Source organism: Pseudoalteromonas sp. Ps84H-4, from assembly GCF_024124645.1.
GTDB lineage: Bacteria > Pseudomonadota > Gammaproteobacteria > Enterobacterales > Alteromonadaceae > Pseudoalteromonas > Pseudoalteromonas lipolytica_C.
On sequence record NZ_JAMXSK010000006.1, the window covers coordinates 34,778 to 53,793 of the forward strand.

The following is a 19,016-nucleotide window of genomic DNA, read 5'->3' on the forward strand; positions in this document are numbered from 1 at the left end:
AACTGTATATAAAAAAAGCCCCGAACTGGGGCTTTTTTAATGCATTTTAAAAATGTTATTTAGCAAGAGGGCTGACGTAGCCGTCTGGTTTTAACGCTAATACATCACAATCAAGACTATCAATGACATGCTCTGCAGTGTTACCGACAAGCGCCGCGCTTAACCCCGTGCGACCGACAGTACCAATCACTACTAATTCGCTGTTTAACCGTGCAGCAACATCAGGAATGACATCTTCTGGTAAGCCTTCTTCAATGTGGCAATGAGCTTTATCAATATTAAACCCTTCAGCTAACGAAAGCGTTGATTCAAAGTGATGTTTCTTAACTGATTCGTTATAAACACCCGGGTTAAACTCAGGAATTTCAATAGCAATGTTAACCGGAGTTGCAGGGTATGCATTCACAAGGTTAAGAGTGGCATTCGCTAAATCACAAATGAAGCGAGCATCATTAATAATACGTTTGTTAAGTTCAAGGTGTTGCTCGTTTTCACTTACCGCGTTCACTGCTGCAAGAATATTACCTTGTGCTGGCCACTCTTTTTCTTTAACAAGTAAAACTGGAGCAGGGCACTTGCGAATTAGGTGCCAGTCAGTTGGTGTGAAGATAACTGATTTAAGCGTATCGTGTTGATGGGTACCTTTTACGACTAAATCATAGCCGTCATTAATAACAGTATTAATGATTGCCTCGTAAGGACGGTTATGCCAAACAACACAGCTATCAATGGTAAGCTCAGGATAAAGTGCAATTTGCTCGTCTAGCCATGCTTGGCGATCTTTGATTACCGCCTCACGCATCGCTTCACGCTCATCAGCAGAAAGCATCGTGGTCATTTCGTAAGAGAAGTCGTAGATACTGAGGAAAGCGGTGATGGTCGCGCCAGATTTTTTGGCTAGATCAATTGAGCGACTTAAACTGTGTTGCTGCTCTTTGGTTGGGTCTATAACTGCTAAAATTCGTTTAATTGCGTCCATGTGCTGCTCCTTAACTGTTCCGCAAAAAGTAGTACTTTGAGTGTAACCTAAATTTAGAACAGTTAAAGGGGCAAACAATAGAAAGTTGCTTTAAATCAAACTCTACTTACATTTAATCGCTGCTGTTGTTGCAAGTGCTTGCTGGTCCAAAATGGTGATAAATTTACCTTCAACCTTAATAAAACCAGCTTTTTGGAAGCGGCTTAAAAGGCGACTAATTGTTTCAACAGTAAGGCCTAAATAGTTACCGATCTCGCCACGTGTCATGGTTAAACGGAATTCTTTACGCGAAAAACCGCGCTCACCGAAACGCTCTGCAAGATTATAGATAAAACTCGCTAGGCGCTCTTCAGCTGACTTTTTATTGAGTAACAATAACATTTCTTGGTCATAGTTAATTTCATTACTCATTAAACGCATAATTTGTTGGCGTAGCTTTGGTAATTTACCTGCTAAATCATCGAGGGTATCGAATGGAATTTCACATACCATTGAGGTTTCAAGTGCTTGCGAGAAGCTTTGATGAGCCATTTTGTTAATTGCATCGAAACCGACTAAATCACCAGCTAAATGAAAACCAGTAATTTGCTCATCGCCTTGCTCAGATAACGTGTAAGATTTAAACGAACCTGAGCGTACCGCATATATCGCATTTAAGCTTTCACCAGACTCAAATAAAAAGTCACCTTTGTGCAGTGGTTTTTTGCGCTCGATGATTTCATCGAGACGATCCATTTCTTGACCGTTTAATGAAAATGGCAAACATAGCTGGCTAATACTGCAATTATTACAGCTAATTGTGCATAAGCCTTTTGACTTGTTTTGTGAGAAGTCCATACATCAAATCCATTCAAATAAGTTAACAACGCGTAAGATTAATGAACTAGCTTATCGGTTGCTATAATTAATAAGTATATACCGTACCATATTATTACGCTGCCTAGAATAACCCTAGTCCAAACATGGTTGAAAATAGCGTGTATTTTTTGACTGACTAGACCTACGCTTATCATCGCAGGAAAGGTTCCTAACGCGAAAAATAACATTACTCCAGCCCCATGTAGTGCTGATGGACTGGTGAGAGCCCAAGTCAGTGCTGAATAAACTAATCCGCAGGGCAACCAACCCCATAAAGCGCCATAGAGTAGGGCTTTAGGTGTTGTATCGACCGGTAATAAATAACGATTGAGCTTAGCTAAATGCTGCCATACTAGGGTTTTTCCTAGTTTTTCTAACCACTGTAGGGTCGCCGCTAAGCGCATAATATAAACCCCAACGAGGAGCATAAAAATACCACTTAAAAACGATAATGCTATAGAAATAGTGGTATTTTGCGCTGCAAAACGGCTGCTAATTCCAGCGACTAAGGCACCAGCAATCATGTAACTAAGCGCACGTCCCAGATTATAAGCAACAGAAAAACTGACTGCGCGGTTTTTGTTAGCAGCAAGTTGTAAACTACTGGCAATGCCACCACACATAGCTAGACAGTGACCACTGCCTAGCAAACCCATTACAAATGCACTAATAAACAGCGGATCAATCATTACTTTTGTTGTGCTGCTCTTTATCGTCTTCGAACAGGATACTGTGGCCCTGTTTGTTTAAATCAGAAAATTGTTCGCTCTTTACAGCCCAAAAGAACACCCCAATAGCAATTAGCACAAATAATATGGCAATCGGGATAAGCATGTAGATGATACTCATAGTTTTAATAACCTTAATGAGTTGGTAATAACCAAAATGGAGCTTGCAGACATACCGATGACGGCCATCCAAGGAGCAACAAGCCCAAGGGCTGCCAGTGGTAAAATCGAACCATTGTAAATAAGTGATAGTGCCAAGTTTTGCTTAACAATACGGCGCGTCTTTTTCGACACTGTGAGCAAATGCTCGATGGCGGTTAGATCACTATTGAGTAATACCACATCAGCACTGTTTTTGGAAATATCAGCGCCTGTTTCCATTGCAATAGATAAATGGGCACTGGCAAATACTGGGCTATCATTGACTCCATCACCCACCATGGCAACGATGGCGCCTTTGTTTGCGAGTGCTTCAACATGAGTTTGTTTGTCGCGAGGGCTACATGCTGCATGCACGGTATCTAAATTTAACTGTTTTGCGATTCGCTCACCACTGTTTGATGCATCACCCGTTAACATGTGACACTTTATTTGTTGAGAGTGCAGCTCTGTGATTAGTTTTTCTGCGTTGTTACGTAAGCTATCGGCGAGATAAAAGCGCGCAACTACTTGTTTATCGACATACAAGGTTGCTTGTGCATCTGCTTTTTCGGTATCAAACCAGCCGCTTTTACCTATCGCTAGGTGCTGTTTATTAAGCTCTGCTGTAATACCTTTACCCGGTTCGATTGTGACATTTTCGATAGGGTTAACCGTGTCGTTGTAAGTTGCAAACGCATTAGCAATTGGGTGTTCTGAGAAGCTTTCAAGTTGCGCTGCTAATCGTAATGCATCAGCTTCACTATAATGGCTGCTGACCATTTCAACACGCTCAATAGTGAAACGACCCTGCGTTAAAGTACCTGTTTTATCGAAGGCGATATCTGTTAATTGTGGTAGCGTTTCTAAAACATGGGCTTGTTTAATTAAAATGCCACGCTTTGTAAGGCTGGCTACGGCACAGGTTAGGGCAGTTGGAATCGCTAAACTAAGGGCGCAAGGGCAGGTTGCAACAAGCACCGAAATAGTAACCCAAAAAGCATGCTCAGGGTCTATTTGATACCAGCCAATCGCTGTAATGGAGGCAAACAGTAATAAACACGCAACAAACCACTGCGCGACTTTATCTGTAATCTCAACTAATCGAGGGCGTTTGGTTAATGCTGTGTGTTGTAACTTAATAATTTGATTAAGCAGCGTATTTTGGCCGATTTTGTTGATCTCAATACTGATCACGCCATCGTGGTTAATAGTACCAGCGTAAACCTGATGGCTGATAAATTTATTAACTGGCTGATGCTCGCCTGTCATCATGGCTTCATCAACAGTTGTTTTACCTTTGATCACAACACCATCAGCAGGAATGGTTTCGCCTGCTTTAATTAAAACAACATCGCCTAATTTAAGCTTTTTAGCCGCAATAATTGATTCTTGATTATCGCTATTGATAATTCGTGCAGTTAAAGGCAAAAGTTTTTGTAAGTTAGCAGTAAATTCACTGGCTTTTAAACGGGCTCTAAATTCTAAATATTTACCCAGTAATAATAAGAAGGTAAACATACAGATAGATTCAAAATAAACTTCGCCAACCGACATTAATGTGGCATAGCAGCTCGCACCATAAGCACCAAAAATCGCTAAAGATACGGGTAAGTCCATATTGAGCTGTTTGGCTTTTAAACCATTAATTGCATTGGTTAAGAACGGCAGGGCGCTGTATAAAATAACCGGCGAAGCAAGAACTAAGCTTATCCAGCGGAAATACTGTTCAAAGTTTTCTTCCATGCCCGAGAACATGCCAAAATACATGGCAAAAGCGAACATCATTACTTGCATAGTCATCAGACCTGCAACACCTAATCGGCGGATATAGGCTTTAGCGGCTTGTTGTTTTTGACTCGCTTCAAGATCAGCCTGAAACGGGTAAGCTTTATAGCCGATTTCGTGTAATGAGGTGATAATTTGGCTAAGTGGAGTAACCGATTTATCCCATTGGATCATCGCACGATTAGTCGATGTATTTACATCCACACGCTTAATTGCTTTTAAATTGAGTAATTGTTTCTCGATTAACCAAGCACAGGCAGCACAGGTGATACCTTCGACGGTAAGAAGCACTTCTGATAAGTCATTTGTGGCTGAAATAAACTCATCTTGTATATCTTCGTTATCGTAACTCTTAATTAACTCAAGCTGCTCTGGAACAAGTTGTTCTACTTTACCAGAGCGCACAGTTCTAAACTTATAGTAATCGGTCATGCCTTGGGCGACGATATTCTCAGCAACCGTTTGGCAACCAATACAACACATAGGTTGTGCCTTACCGTCTATTTCGACAGTCGCATTAAAGCCTTTTGGCACACTTTCAAGACAATGAAAGCAATTATCGGACATTTGAGTTTACTACTTATATTCAGGGCTAATCGAAATTGTTTTATCAGTAGGAAGAGTAATGTCTTCTTTTAACTTCCAACTATTATCGATAGGTTCAATAAACACTGTGTATGCACCGTCAACGTGAGTGTCGAGTAGGGCTGTAAAGTCACCATGAGCGTTTTTCATTAAACTAACATTGAAGTCGTTGGCTTTAATGGTGCGATGATAAAATGACATTTTTAAAGAGTGAACTTGGCTTGCATCACCTTTAGTAAACTTAAAGCTAACTTTATCATCAGTTACGTCTAAATCACCATGTAGATATAGTGCTTTGGCTTTATTGAATTTACTGAGTTCAAGGTTAATTGCCTTGCCTTTTTTATAGTAGTCATCAACAACCATATCAGGGCCATTGCCAATAGCCATATAAATTAGACCAAAACAGCCGATAATTGCAGCAAGCGGGAAGGAGATTAAAAACCATGGCCAAAAGTTTTTATACCAAGGAGTCGGTTTCATAGTACTTATACCTTAAAAAATGTTGTACGCATTTTATCGGATCTAAAAGCAAAAGACTAAAAAAAAGCCTCCAGATGGAGGCTTTTTTGATCTTAATTAATCTATTGAATTAAAAGATTAATTGTTTATACATTTTATTAACGACGTGGTTATTTATCTTGCGATAAGCTGTAAACGTACGCTGTTAATAGGTGTACTTTATCTTCACCTAGAATGTCCTTCCATGCTGGCATTACACCTGCACGGCCATTTCTAAGTGTTTCTTCAACAGCACGTTTAGAGCCACCATACAACCAGATGTTATCAGTTAGGTTAGGTGCACCAAATGGTAAGTTATGTGCAACTGAACCTTTACCGTCAGCACCGTGACACGCTGCACACATTGCGAACTTCGCAGCACCTGCTTCGGCATCTTTTTGGTTTACAGTACGGCCAGATAAGCTTAGTACGTGAGCAGTCATTTCTTTAATACCTTGCTCACCAAGTGCATCACCCCAAGGTGGCATCGCAGCAACACGACCATAAAGAAGTGTTTCTTTGATTTTGTCTGGCGTACCACCATATAACCAATCTTTATCAGTTAGGTTAGGGAAGCCTAAACCACCACGTGCATCTGAACCATGACACTGAGCACAGTTTTGAGAGAATAAACGTTGACCAATCTCAAGCGCTTTTTCGTCTTTTACAAGTGCTTCAATATCTTGTTTCGCGTACGACTCAAAGATTGGGCCAAAACGCTCATCTGCTGCAATAAACTCTTGGTCTAATTGAACGTTCTCACCATTAGCTAATGCTTGTTCAGTTGCTTCTTTAGACTCAGCTAGAGAAGTAATACCTTGGTTAGAACTTGTCCATTTACCTAAACCTTCCCAATTACCTAAACCTGGGTAAGCTGCAAGGTAATAAACAGACCATACAAATGTCGCGAAGAACATGTAAGTCCACCATTTTGGTAGTGGGTTGTTTAGTTCTTCAATGCCATCAAATTCGTGACCACAGCTTTCGCCTTCTTTAACACCTGTGTAGTTTTTCAAGTTCCACAGAAGTAGGCCGAAGATGATAGCAAGACACGCAAGGGTTAATACAATAACCCATATACTCCAAAAGCTAGTCATTTCTCAGACTCCTTTTCCTCGTTAGAGATTGTGTTGTTGTGTTTTTTTTCATCTTCAAATATGGCATTAGCAGCATTATCAAATCGACTTTTGCTACGCTTGCTGTATGCCCATACAACAATCACAATAAACAGTACTAAAATTACCAGAGTTAAAATGCCTCTGTATGTTCCGTAATCCATAATAATTACTTCAAGTGTGTGCCAAGCTGTTGTAAGTAAGCGATAAGAGCTTGCATTTCAGTCGCGCCTTTACCATCGTTCATGGCTTCAATTTTCGCAATGTCAGCTTTTAACTCTTCGTCGCTACCATAACCTTTACCGTCGTAACGGTCGCTTGATTTATCAATTCCGAAGCTATCACGGAATATTTGAAGCTTTTTAAGAGTATGGGTTGTATCGACTCTGTTTTCATCTAACCAAGGAAACGCTGGCATGTTTGACTCAGGAACCACAGCACGTGGGTCCATTAAGTGAGCATGGTGCCAATCGTCTGAGTAACGCTCACCAACACGAGCTAGGTCAGGACCAGTACGCTTAGAACCCCATTGGAATGGGTGATCCCATACTGACTCACCAGCTACAGAGTAGTGACCATAACGCTCAACCTCGTCACGGAAAGGACGAATCATTTGTGAGTGACAGTTGTAACAACCTTCACGTACATAGATATCGCGGCCTTCCATTTCTAACGCTGTAAGAGGGCGTAAGCCATCAACAGGTTTAGTCGTATCGTCTTGGAACATAAGTGGTGTAATCTCTACCAATGCACCAAAGCTGATAGCAAAAACAGTCAAGATAGCCATAAGGCCAACGTTCTTTTCGACTATTTCGTGTTTGTTTTGTGAATTATTATTGCTCATCGTGCTACTCCATTATGCTAATTGTGCGTCAGCGTCTAATTGAAGCGAATCTTTCTTCGCAGCAATAGTACGATAAACGTTGTAAGCCATAATTAGCATACCTGTTACGATGAAAACACCGCCTAGGAAACGCATGATATAGAACGGATACGAAGCTTCTAATGACTGTACAAAGCTGTACATTAACGTACCGTCTGAGTTCACTGCACGCCACATTAGACCTTGCATTACACCTGAGATCCACATTGCTACGATGTATAGAACAACACCCACAGTGTGTAACCAGAAATGCGTGTTAACTAGTTTAACACTGTACATACGGCCTTGTGAGAATAGTGCAGGGATTAGGTGATAGATAGCACCGATAGAAATCATTGCAACCCAACCTAGTGCACCTGAGTGTACGTGACCTACAGTCCAGTCAGTGTAGTGTGAAAGCGCATTAACAGACTTAATAGCCATCATTGGGCCTTCGAACGTAGACATACCGTAGAAAGATAGAGAAACAACTAAGAAACGAAGTACTGGGTCAGTACGTAGTTTATGCCATGCACCTGATAACGTCATGATACCGTTGATCATACCACCCCAAGATGGAACGAATAGGATAACTGACATAACCATACCTAAGCTTTGCGTCCAGTCTGGAAGCGCAGTGTAGTGTAGGTGGTGAGGACCTGCCCAGATATATAAAGAAACAAGTGCCCAGAAGTGAACTACCGATAAACGGTAAGAGTAAACAGGGCGACCTGCTTGTTTTGGTACGAAGTAGTACATCATACCTAAGAAACCAGCAGTTAATAAGAAACCAACAGCGTTGTGACCGTACCACCACTGAACCATTGCATCTACAGCACCTGCGTAGATAGAGTATGATTTAGTAAGTGAAACTGGAATTGCCATGCTGTTTACAATGTGTAAAACGGCAACAGTAATAATGAAACCAGCGTAGAACCAGTTCGCAACATAGATGTGCGATACTTTACGCTTGATTAGCGTACCGAAGAATACAACTGCGTATGTAACCCAAACAACGGCGATAAGAATATCGATTGGCCATTCAAGTTCTGCGTATTCTTTTGAGCTTGTGATACCTAAAGGTAAGGTGATCGCTGCAAGTACGATAACAAGTTGCCAACCCCAGAAGGTGAAGGCTGCTAGTTTATCTGAGAAAAGGCGCGTTTGACACGTACGTTGTACGACGTAATAAGACGTCGCAAAAAGAGCACTTGTACCAAATGCGAAAATTACTGCGTTCGTATGTAACGGACGTAGTCGAGAGTAAGTTAACCATGGTGTATCAAAGTTAAGTGCTGGCCAAGCTAATTGGGCAGCAATCAGAACCCCAACACTCATGCCAACGATGCCCCAAATCACTGTCATAATAGCGAATTGGCGTACAACTTTATAATTGTACTCAGTTTGTGATGCTACTGTTTGGCTCATTTTCTGGCTTCCGCTGCAATTAATGCGTTTTAGAAATGAATTACCCACTTGATAAAAGTGGGGCCTACTATTACTTCACAAGTGTGTTACCTAAAGCTAGCTAAAAGGTGTTAGCTTCAGAAAACAAACTCGAGAAACCCTTATTTTTGCGATGGAAATGATAAAATTTTTGACCTAAAAAAGATAGGTCAATTGCATAAAATTATGACATCAATCAATTTTTGATGTTTTGTTGGTTATTTTTTGTCAGTGATTGTATTTTTATTAGCTTATTCCATCGAGCATAGTTGTCTTTTATCTATGACCTGACTAGTATCCGCTTTTATTTTATACAGGCAAAGAAAGTGAGAATTAGTTTACTCCCAGTTTTCCTGATCAGTATTTTTACTGCTGCGTGTGATTACCAAAGTATAGAAGAGGGTAGCGCAAGTACAAGCTGTGAAAATAATAGCCGATGTCAATTTACTAATAATGTAGAAGTTTGGTTAAGTAATTCTAAAGTTAGCCCAGAAACCCCTTTTACAATTAACTTGAAGTTGCCAGATGATGCCAAAAATCCCTCAGCTAAACTTGAAGGTGTATCTATGTATATGGGGTTCATCCCAGTTCAGTTTACTAACACTGAACAAATATGGACTGCTAATACAATGGTAGGGGCGTGTTCAGAACCCGTCATGACATGGAAGATGACCGTGACCTATCAAGATGCTAGTAACAAAACACACACGCTTTTTTATTATTTCGATTCTATCCAACCTTAATATCGCAACATTTATATGTGTATCACCAAGTAACTGTTTATTTGACTAAGTGATACACACCATCAAATTAGTTTTCCTACAAATCGACGCCATTTAACTAACTTATTCCAAGAAAACCACAAAGTTTTGGAACAAATCTAAAAAAACGTCCTCCAATACAGCGATTAACCGACTAACTTTGTCTAATTAGTTAATTTTAGTGAATAACTATGGTTAGCAGTCTTACCAAGCTTTTACGGTTTTTATAACGATGTGTGATCAAGTTGTAAAAATTTCATTTGTAGCCTCAATACGGCCCTAGTTACACTTGATTACAAAGTTCGTGCAATTGATTTCAATCGTATTTTTTTTGGTTGTAAAGTATTGTAGAAATCTGATTTTATAGTGTTTTTTTCTGTTAACATTGATACATCGTGAAACCTTATTACCCCAATTGGAAACTAGAAATTTAGGCTGTTTTTTTATTGTTCTATCATTCAGTTTTCGTTCAGTTAACTGAGCCTAAGTTGCCTGCCGCTGACTCGTGATTCGAATAATAACGAGCGCTACCTAACTAAGGTAAATTTCCAACAAGTAGGGTTTTCACATGAAAAAATCAATTCTTGGTTTAGCTGTTGTATCAGCAATCCCAATGTTCTCAAGCATGCAAGTATTAGCTGCTGAAGATGCGGCAGATTCAATCGAAAAGATTCAAGTTACAGGTTCTCGCATTAAGCGTACCGATATGGAGACGTCTAGTCCTGTAACATTAATTGGTGCAGATGACATCAAAGCAATGGGTGCATCAAGCATCGATGGCGTTTTACAAAAAATGACTGCAGCAAGCGGTGCAATGACCAACCCTGCTGTTAACAACGGTTCAGGTGGTAACGCACGTGTTGACCTACGTGGTCTTGGTGCACAACGTACTCTAGTACTAGTAAATGGTCGTCGTATGATCAACTCTGGTACTGGTGCTGCATCTACTGTTGACTTAAATACAATCCCAGTATCAATGATTAAGCAAGTTGAAGTACTAAAAGACGGCGCATCTGCTGTATACGGTACTGACGCGGTAGCGGGTGTTGTTAACATCATCTTAAAAGACGACTTCGAAGGTCTAGACATGAACCTTAACGGTGCTATCACTGGTGAAGGCGATGCAGACGAAACGTCTTTCGATATCACAATGGGTTCAAGCTTTGACCGTGGTAACGTTGTAATCGGTTTACAATACACTGACCGTGGTGATGCTTCTCAAGCAGATCGTGATTTCTCTGATTGTCCTATCGAAGAAGATTACGACAACGGTAGCTTCTACTGTGGTGGTTCTTCTTATACACCTTTCGGCCACGTTTGGGCTGAAAATGCAGACCTTCAAGGTCAAGCAGATGGTGGTTGGCATGATTTCACTGCTGCTGGTGATGCATACAACTACTCAGCAACAAGCTACCTATACACGCCAATGCGTCGTTTAAACCTTACAGGTATCGGCCACTTTGACGTAACTGATGAAACGCGTCTAGTGTCTGAATTCACTTACTCTAAGCGTTGGTCAACTCAACAAATGGCTCCACAGCCAGTATGGTTTGACTTCAAATACGATGCAGAAACTATGGGTGATTCACTTCTTTCTCATGGTGTTGCTGACGGAGAAGACATCTCTTACGGTCGTCGTATGACAGACGTAGGTCCTCGTGGTTATGAGCAAGTAGTTGACACAGTACGCGCAGTAATCGGTCTAGACGGTTCATTCGACAACGGTTGGGGCTGGGATACTTCAGTAGTATTCGGTCGTAACGATTCAGTTGACCGTGCAACAAACCTTCTAAACATGGGTTCAATCCAAGATGCAATCGGTGAAGGTGAGTTTAACCCACTAAACCAAGCTGACTGGTCTGCTGGCAACCTTGCACAGTACAACTACACTGAAAACAACTCAGGTGGTAGCCAATTATTAGTTCTTTCAGCTGGCCTTAATGGTGAAGTAATGGAACTTCCTGCTGGTTACGTTGGTTTCGCAGCGGGTATCGAACGTCGTGAAGAAAAAGCATGGTACGTTCCAGATTCACTAACTTCACAAGGTCTTGCAAATGACCCACGTGTTGAACCAACAGGTGGTCGTTTCGACGTTAACGAAGCATACGTAGAATTTGCTGTTCCACTTCTAGCTGATGCACCATTTGCACAAATGGTTGACTTAAGCGCAGCTGTACGTGCATTTGATTACAGCACATTTGGTTCAGATGAGACTTGGAAACTAGGTTTAACTTGGCGTGTAAACGACGAACTAATGCTACGTGCTGTTCGTTCAACTGCATTCCGTGCTCCTACAGTATCTGAGCTTTACCAAGGTAAATCACCTTCATTCGAACAAGTTAACTTCCCTGGCGCTCAAGACCAAGCTGAAGTAACTGTGGGTGGTAATGACCAATTAACGCCAGAGCTTGCTGATACAGTAACAGCTGGTTTCGTATACGCTCCAGAGTGGTTAGATGGTTTCTCAATGACTGTTGACTACTATGAAATCGAAATCGAAAACTCAATTTCAAGCGTAAACAACCAATACATCGTTGAGAACTGTCTTGACGCTGCTACAGGTTCATACAAAAACCAAGATACTGCACTTTGTCAGTCTTCTGCAATCAACTTCAACCAAAGCACTGGTCGTATTAGCTTCAACAACCAATTACAAAACATTGGTAACGAATCGACTAAAGGTTACGACGTAAACTTCAAGTATGCATTTGAAGCTGCAGGTCTTAACTGGCGCACAGGTCTTGATGTAACTATCCTTGATGAGTACATCGTTGATTCAGGCACAAGCACAATCGATTACACAGGTCTTGTAACTTCTGGTATCGGTAGCTACGCGAAAGTTAAGTCTAACTTCACTCTTAACGCGTCTGGCGACAACTGGGATGCACAATACCAAGCACGTATGATCGACGGCCTAGACAGCTATGCATGTCTTGCTGACGACAGCGAGTGTCTAGTACCAAGCGTTGGTACTGTTGTATACCACGACATCAGTGGTTCATACATCATGAACGACACAGTGTCATTCTCTGCAGGTGTTAACAACTTATTCGATAAGCAAGCACCTTACTACTCAGGTAACAATGACTCAAACACTGACCCGTACACATACGATGTACTAGGTCGTCGTTTCTTCGCTGGTGTGAACGTTAAGTTCTAATCTAGTTTGAAATGATTATTAAAGCCCCGTTTTACGGGGCTTTTTTATTGTCTGAAAGCTTATCAACGCGTAAACTGTAGAGGTACTTTTAACAAACGAGGTGATATTGCTTAAACAAGACGAAAACCTATCTTTTATTATTGAGCCTGAACTCACTCCCCGTGCAGAGCAGCGGTTAGATCTGTATTTCTCAATCCCTAATGAGATGAGTGTTAATCCACAAACACTTAGTGAAGAGTCATTTTTTAATAACCATTTCAAATCACATTTAGCTTATAACGCCAACAATATTCATTTACCCTTGGTGAGAAGTCGCTTTGTTAGTAAAAACAAAGGTGAGCAGCAAGATTATCGACAAAATTTAAACTTATATTGCTACCAAGTTCGTTTAGCGCTGAATGCTGATATTAAAGACACCTTAAAATACCAAGAAGCTGAAGAGTTTTATCCTGCAGCCATTGAATTATGTGAGCAAACCAAAGGGCTGCTTAAAAAGCTGAGACGCTACACACCAGATGATGAAAAACTACTGCCATTTTATAAAAATGCCGATAACTATTTAAGTTGGCATGTTGAACAGTCATTTTTAAAGTTGCTAGACGAAGGACCACGCAGTAGCGATTTTGCAAAAGAGCGCAGCGAGCTTTTAGAGTTTTGTAAAACTGAAAATAGTTACCGTGACGAGCAGGAATATAACTCGCAATCAACCCTTGAAGATGCCAATCGAATCACTAATAAAATGCGCCTGTTACAACGTTTGATTGAACATGGTGTGGTTTTAACTCGTCATACCCGACATTTGAATAGCTACTTAAAGCGCATTGTAAAGGGATCTGTAACGGCTGTTATCATGGCCTTTGTAATGTTAGTTGTGTTAAACGCCCGTTCAACCTTTACTGAGGTAACTGCAACCTTAATTTTGATTTTAGGTGTAATTTATGGGTTGCGAGAGATATTCAAAGAGGATATTACCCGCGTTATATGGCGTGCAATAGTAAGAGGGCGGCCAAAATGGCGTTTTCAATTTAGAAATAGTATCACTAAAGACCGCATTGCTAGTCAGTATATTTGGCTAGAATACGAAGCTTTTAAGCGTATCCCTAAAGAGGTTAGACAAATATTCTCTAAGCGTCGCCATCAGAACAAGCAGGCTTCTCAATGGTTACATTTTGCTAGTGAAACACACGTTAATGCTAAAGAGTTTTTACCGGGTTACGATACCCTACAACAAACGATGCAATTTAGTTTAGCGCCATTCGCACGTTATTTAAAACGCGGTGAAGGTAAACTTTATCATCTTGAAAGCAATAAAATATCTAAGCAAGCAGTTGAGCGTAGGTATCAACTAAATATGGTATTGGTTTTTACACAAAACGATGAAAAAACACTGATGCAGCGCTACAAAATCACCTTAAATCGCAGCAAAATTGTTAATATTGAAAGGATATATTCGACGTCAGTTAAATAAAGAGAAACGAGGGTGGTACATTACCACCCTGGTAGGTTTATTTAGCGTCTAGACCTGTTTTGCTGTACAGCGACACTTTATCTGAAACTAATGTAATTTCGATATTTTTGTCTTTGCTGCCCCAAATACAATTAGTATGAAGTGTTTTTTCTTCGCACTTATCCGCTGAGCCTAAAATCGCTTCAACTTCAGCTTTATCCATACCGATTTTAATTTTTTCATAGTTTTCTAAGTTAACTTTTGAACAGCCAGCTAAAGTAAGCGCTACCGTTGCAGCAGCAATTGCCATATATTTTTTCATAATAGTTTCCATTAATGGTTATAACGTCTTATTTGTACAATCATCCCCATGCGAGGGTGATCGAAATAATGAATTTCATTACTTATTACACGCTTAAATTGTGAAAAACGTGCTTTTTCATAGTCGCCACTCTCTAAACGCTGACTAATATCAAAATCAGCATGAATAAACAGGTAATGGCGAACGTATATTTTCATCAAACCTTCTAATTCCCACTTCGGTATCGTTTGTAACTGTTCGGGAATATATTGCTGTACCGGGCTAACTAGATTAATAAAGTCATTATCAGTAGTTGCTTGGCTATCGAGCGCTTGTGAAAAGTGATCACCTGAAAACAATCTAATACTGGGGGCTTTACTTTCGCTCATTTCAGGAAAACGCCAACCTGTGTGAAGTATCGGCGTGAGACCTTTACGATCTAGTTGCTTTTTTTGTTCGATAAACTGTAGCTGCTCGGGCGCGAGTAGATAAATTTCATCCGTGTCGTCGCGAGCTTCGACTACGGGTGTTACGGGTAATTCGTCATAACTAGATAAATAATCAACACTTTCATCGCACACGTTAGAGTGGGGATTCGAGGTAATAATAGCATCTGCAAATGTCGTAGACTGAAATCGACTGTCGCCATTTAAGCACTCTTGTCTAGCTTGCGCTGTATAAGCTGGAGAAAGCAGATCTTTTTCGCGCTTAGCAGTAATCTCATCATGCTTTAAAGAAAAATCTTCTTGTAAATAAGGTGCTGGGCGTTGTTTATAGATAAGTACTTCAATTTCAAACCATCTCGTTGCAAACGATGAGCTTGTAAATAAGCAACACAGCAACAAAAAACTATTTCTTAACAACATTAATGGCTAACCTTTTTCTCGAAATCTGCAATCATTGCAGTGACCATTTTCAAGCGTTCGCGAGGGTTTGCCTCACTAATCGCAAAGCGCAATTTATTCGCGCCATCCATTTTATACACCTGTGGTGCACTTTGTATCAAACCTATAATGAAGCTAGGGTTAACCTTTGTATGCTGGCTAAACTCAAAATAACCGCCTTTCGGATTTGCTTCAATTTTCTTAATGCCAATATTGCTTGCTTGCAGTTTTAATTGCTGCAAACTAAATAAGTTTTTAGTGGCATCAGGTAGCAGACCAAAGCGGTCTATTAGCTCTACCTGTAATTCGTCCATATCGTTGAGGTTAGCACAGCTTGCAATGCGTTTATAGATTCCTAAACGAGCATTTACATCATGAATATAATCTTCAGGTAATAAGGCTGGTAGTTTTAAATCAACCTCAGTCTGTTGACCTAGTAAATTCTCAAGAGTTGGCTCTTTACCTTCTTTTAATGCGTTAACGGCTTGCTCAAGCATTTCCATATACAAACTAAAACCAATGGTTTGCATTTGCCCTGATTGGTCGTCACCAAGTAATTCACCCGCTCCACGAATCTCTAAATCATGGGTAGCAAGTGCAAAGCCAGCGCCTAGATCTTCAAGCGATTCTATCGCTTCTAAACGTTTTACAGCGTCTTTGGTTAACGACTTAGGATTACCTGTTAGAAGGTATGCATACGCTTGGTGATGGCTTCGGCCAACACGCCCTCGTAACTGATGTAGTTGGGCCAGCCCTAGCTTATCTGCTCTATCCATAATAATGGTGTTGGCAGTGGGTACATCGATACCGGTTTCGATAATGGTGGTACACACAATGACATTATATTTTTGGTGATAAAAATCACTCATAATTTGCTCAAGCTCGCGCTCTCGCATTTGACCATGTGCCGTTGTAACACTGGCTTCGGGTACCCATTCACTGATTTCTTCAGCAACACGGTCGATAGTTTCAACATTATTATGTAAGAAATACACCTGACCACCGCGTTTAATTTCACGCAGGATTGCTTCGCGAATTAGTTCTGCATCCCTTTGTCTAACAAAGGTTTTAACTGCTAAACGTTTTGCAGGTGGTGTGGCAATAATTGACAGGTCACGCATACCACTCATTGCCATGTTTAAGGTACGTGGGATAGGGGTTGCTGTAAGTGTTAAAATATCAACATCGGCACGTAATGCTTTGATTTTTTCTTTTTGACGCACACCAAAGCGGTGCTCTTCATCAACAATTAATAAGCCCAAATCTTTAAATTTGATATCTTGCTGAATAAGCTTGTGTGTACCAATAACGATATCTAATTTACCCTCAGCCATTTTATCTAGGGTATCTTTTTGCTCTTTTGTAGAATTAAAGCGTGATAAAACACCAACTTCAATTGGTAAATCGGCAAAACGGTCTTTAAAGTTTTCATAATGTTGCTGAGCAAGCAGTGTCGTTGGTACCAGCACCGCAACTTGCTTGTTATCGTTAACGGCCACAAAGGCTGCGCGCATTGCCACTTCAGTTTTACCAAAGCCAACGTCACCACACACCAAACGGTCCATCGCTTGTTTACTTTGCATATCACCAAGAACAGACTCAATGGCGTTGCGTTGATCGTCAGTTTCTTCAAATGGGAAGCTATCGCTAAACTGACGATATGCACTGCCATCAAGCTTAAATTGGTTACCCGGTTTTGCTTGGCGCTTTGCGTAAATATCTAATAGCTCAGCAGCCACATCACGAACTTTTTCGGCAGCACGTTTTTTAGCTTTTTCCCACGCATCGGAGCCTAATTTATGGAGCGGGGCAGAGGCTTCTTCGCCACCAGAATAGCGGCTCAGCATATGTAACGCTGAAACAGGTACGTAAAGCTTCGCTTCGTTGGCGTAAATGATGGTAACAAACTCGGTGATAACACCGGCAGCATCGATGGTTTCAAGCCCCTGATAGCGGCCTACACCGTGGTCAAGGTGTACGATTGGCTGGCCTTCACGTAGCTCAGCAAGGTTACGAATAAGCGCATCTTGGCTGGCTTCGTATTTGTGTTTACGGCGTCGACGCTGCGATACCTTAATACCTAATAATTCTTGCTCTGTGATAATGGTTAAACGCGGTTTACCGTCTAACACCACACTTTGTTCAAGTGGCGAAACGATGAGGCCAACATCGCTTGTACTATTGGTAAAATCGCTAAAAGTTTCAAACTCTTTGAGCTTTAAACCACTTGGTTTTAATAATGTCAGTAATGATTCGCGGCGGCCATCCGATTCAACCGAGAGCAGCACGCGGCCTTTTTGTTTTCTCTCGCTAGCAACATAGTTTATTAAACCTTGATACGGTTCATGTAACTTATGATCTATACGTACATTTGGCAGCTCTTTACTGGCAAGGTTTGTATGGCCTGCTTTGGTGCCTAATTTGGCTTGCGATAAACGAATACGTGCGTATTTACCAAATTCACCAAACAGCTCATTAACACTTTGATAGAGCTTAATTGGCTCAAGTAGTGGTCTAAGTGGATCAACACGGCGATTTTCGTAGCGAACATTTACATCGTGCCAAAATTGGTCAGCAGCATGTTCAATATCGCCAAAATGCATAAACGTCGTATTGCTTGGTAAGTAATCGAAGATAGTCGCCAGTCCATCAAAAAACAGTGGCATGTAATATTCGATACCGGCAGGCCAAGTTCCTTTGGTAACCTGCATATAAATTGAGTCTTGCTCAGAACTTGCGCCAAATTGTTCACGATAATTGATACGAAAACGCTCGATGTCTGAGTCGTTAGTTGGAAACTCGTGAGCTGGCAGTAACTCAATTTTGTCGACTTTTTCATCAGAGCGTTGGCTTTCAACATCAAATAAACGAATGCTGTCGAGCTCATCATCAAAAAAGTCTAAACGGAATGGGTGAGGGCTACCCATAGGGTATAAGTCAACGATAGAACCACGGATAGCGTATTCACCATGCTCCATCACTTGTTGTACATGTAAATAGCCCGCTTGTTCTAAGTTTTCACGCAGTGTATGGGTATCTAAGGTATCGCCCACTTTAAAGTTAAGGGTTGAACCGTAAATAAACGAAGCAGGGGCTGTACGTAGCATCAAGGTTGATACTGGCACGATTAATACGCTTTGTTGTTCTTTTTTTAATGTATTTAAGGTGGCTAGGCGTGCAGAAATAATATCTTGATGCGGCGAAAAATGATCATAAGGTAGAGTTTCCCAGTCAGGGAAGACCATGACTGGGTTTTCAGGCAATAGAAATTCGAGCTCAGTTTCAAGGCGTAGGGCGCTTGGCGTATCTGGGGTGACAATCACAACCAGCTCGTTGTGTTGTTTTACACCTTCTGCGATGGCGATGCTCAGTCCGCTACCGGTAAGTTGTCCCCATTGAATTTTATCTTTTTCAGATTTTACCCAAGGCAATGCTGCCCATTGCGCAAACGCCATTTACTACT

Annotated in this window: 16 protein-coding genes; 3 read left to right on the forward strand and 13 right to left on the reverse strand. The window is 41.0% G+C overall.

The features are described from left to right. Window positions 1-55: 55 nt before the first annotated feature. From uspE to ccoN, 10 genes are all read right to left on the reverse strand, one after another. Window positions 56-979, reverse strand: a complete 924-nt coding sequence (uspE, locus tag NH454_RS07570) for a universal stress protein UspE (protein ID WP_135924289.1) — start codon at window positions 977-979, stop codon at window positions 56-58. A gap of 102 nt (window positions 980-1,081) precedes the next feature. Continuing rightward, a complete protein-coding gene (locus tag NH454_RS07575) occupies window positions 1,082-1,816 on the reverse strand; it encodes an FNR family transcription factor (protein WP_135924290.1) in 735 nt (244 codons plus the stop codon). A gap of 38 nt (window positions 1,817-1,854) precedes the next feature. Then, window positions 1,855-2,526: a sulfite exporter TauE/SafE family protein gene (locus tag NH454_RS07580; protein ID WP_235382354.1), complete on the reverse strand. Its 672-nt coding sequence runs from the start codon at window positions 2,524-2,526 to the stop codon at window positions 1,855-1,857. Beyond that, a complete protein-coding gene (gene ccoS, locus NH454_RS07585) occupies window positions 2,519-2,686 on the reverse strand; it encodes a cbb3-type cytochrome oxidase assembly protein CcoS (protein ID WP_054553052.1) in 168 nt (55 codons plus the stop codon). Before ccoS ends, NH454_RS07580 begins: the two co-directional genes overlap by 8 nt. Next, the gene (locus NH454_RS07590) at window positions 2,683-5,058 is read right to left on the reverse strand and encodes a heavy metal translocating P-type ATPase (protein ID WP_138558551.1); all 2,376 of its coding nucleotides are present in this window, start codon (window positions 5,056-5,058) and stop codon (window positions 2,683-2,685) included. The genes ccoS and NH454_RS07590 overlap by 4 nt, the downstream gene beginning before the upstream one ends. Window positions 5,059-5,067: 9 nt before the next feature. After that, window positions 5,068-5,559 (reverse strand): FixH family protein, encoded by a 492-nt coding sequence (locus NH454_RS07595; RefSeq protein ID WP_138558550.1) that lies wholly within the window; start codon window positions 5,557-5,559, stop codon window positions 5,068-5,070. A gap of 149 nt (window positions 5,560-5,708) precedes the next feature. Further along, window positions 5,709-6,674 (reverse strand): cytochrome-c oxidase, cbb3-type subunit III, encoded by a 966-nt coding sequence (gene ccoP / locus NH454_RS07600; RefSeq protein ID WP_135924294.1) that lies wholly within the window; start codon window positions 6,672-6,674, stop codon window positions 5,709-5,711. Continuing rightward, the gene (locus NH454_RS07605; protein ID WP_054561331.1) at window positions 6,671-6,856 is read right to left on the reverse strand and encodes a cbb3-type cytochrome c oxidase subunit 3; all 186 of its coding nucleotides are present in this window, start codon (window positions 6,854-6,856) and stop codon (window positions 6,671-6,673) included. Before NH454_RS07605 ends, ccoP begins: the two co-directional genes overlap by 4 nt. A 5-nt stretch (window positions 6,857-6,861) precedes the next feature. Beyond that, a complete protein-coding gene (gene ccoO / locus NH454_RS07610; protein ID WP_135924295.1) occupies window positions 6,862-7,536 on the reverse strand; it encodes a cytochrome-c oxidase, cbb3-type subunit II in 675 nt (224 codons plus the stop codon). Window positions 7,537-7,548: 12 nt separating this feature from the next. Further along, entirely contained in the window at window positions 7,549-8,982 is a 1,434-nt protein-coding gene (gene ccoN, locus NH454_RS07615; protein WP_036967883.1) for a cytochrome-c oxidase, cbb3-type subunit I, read from the reverse strand. Window positions 8,983-9,326: 344 nt separating this feature from the next. On the opposite strand from ccoN, the gene NH454_RS07620 reads away from it, so the two are divergent. The 3 genes from NH454_RS07620 to NH454_RS07630 all read left to right on the forward strand — a co-directional run bounded on the left by NH454_RS07620 (window position 9,327) and on the right by NH454_RS07630 (window position 14,389). Then, window positions 9,327-9,743, forward strand: a complete 417-nt coding sequence (locus tag NH454_RS07620) for a hypothetical protein (RefSeq protein WP_235382355.1) — start codon at window positions 9,327-9,329, stop codon at window positions 9,741-9,743. Between the two features lie 586 nt (window positions 9,744-10,329). Further along, window positions 10,330-12,921, forward strand: a complete 2,592-nt coding sequence (locus tag NH454_RS07625; RefSeq protein WP_135924297.1) for a TonB-dependent receptor — start codon at window positions 10,330-10,332, stop codon at window positions 12,919-12,921. 106 nt (window positions 12,922-13,027) lie between these two features. After that, window positions 13,028-14,389 (forward strand): hypothetical protein, encoded by a 1,362-nt coding sequence (locus NH454_RS07630; RefSeq protein WP_235382356.1) that lies wholly within the window; start codon window positions 13,028-13,030, stop codon window positions 14,387-14,389. A 37-nt stretch (window positions 14,390-14,426) separates the two neighbouring features. Here the strand turns inward: NH454_RS07630 and NH454_RS07635 are convergent, their stop codons facing one another. From NH454_RS07635 to mfd, 3 genes are read right to left on the reverse strand one after another with little or no spacing between them, the layout of a single operon-like run. After that, window positions 14,427-14,690, reverse strand: coding sequence for an outer membrane protein assembly factor BamE (locus NH454_RS07635; RefSeq protein ID WP_135924299.1), 264 nt, complete (start codon window positions 14,688-14,690; stop codon window positions 14,427-14,429). 11 nt (window positions 14,691-14,701) lie between these two features. Next, window positions 14,702-15,535: a CsiV family protein gene (locus NH454_RS07640; RefSeq protein WP_235382357.1), complete on the reverse strand. Its 834-nt coding sequence runs from the start codon at window positions 15,533-15,535 to the stop codon at window positions 14,702-14,704. After that, window positions 15,535-19,008 carry a transcription-repair coupling factor gene (mfd, locus tag NH454_RS07645; protein ID WP_253038668.1) on the reverse strand — a complete coding sequence of 1,158 codons (3,474 nt, stop codon included), beginning with the start codon at window positions 19,006-19,008 and terminating at the stop codon, window positions 15,535-15,537. The genes NH454_RS07640 and mfd overlap by 1 nt, the downstream gene beginning before the upstream one ends. Between the last annotated feature and the right edge of the window lie 8 nt (window positions 19,009-19,016).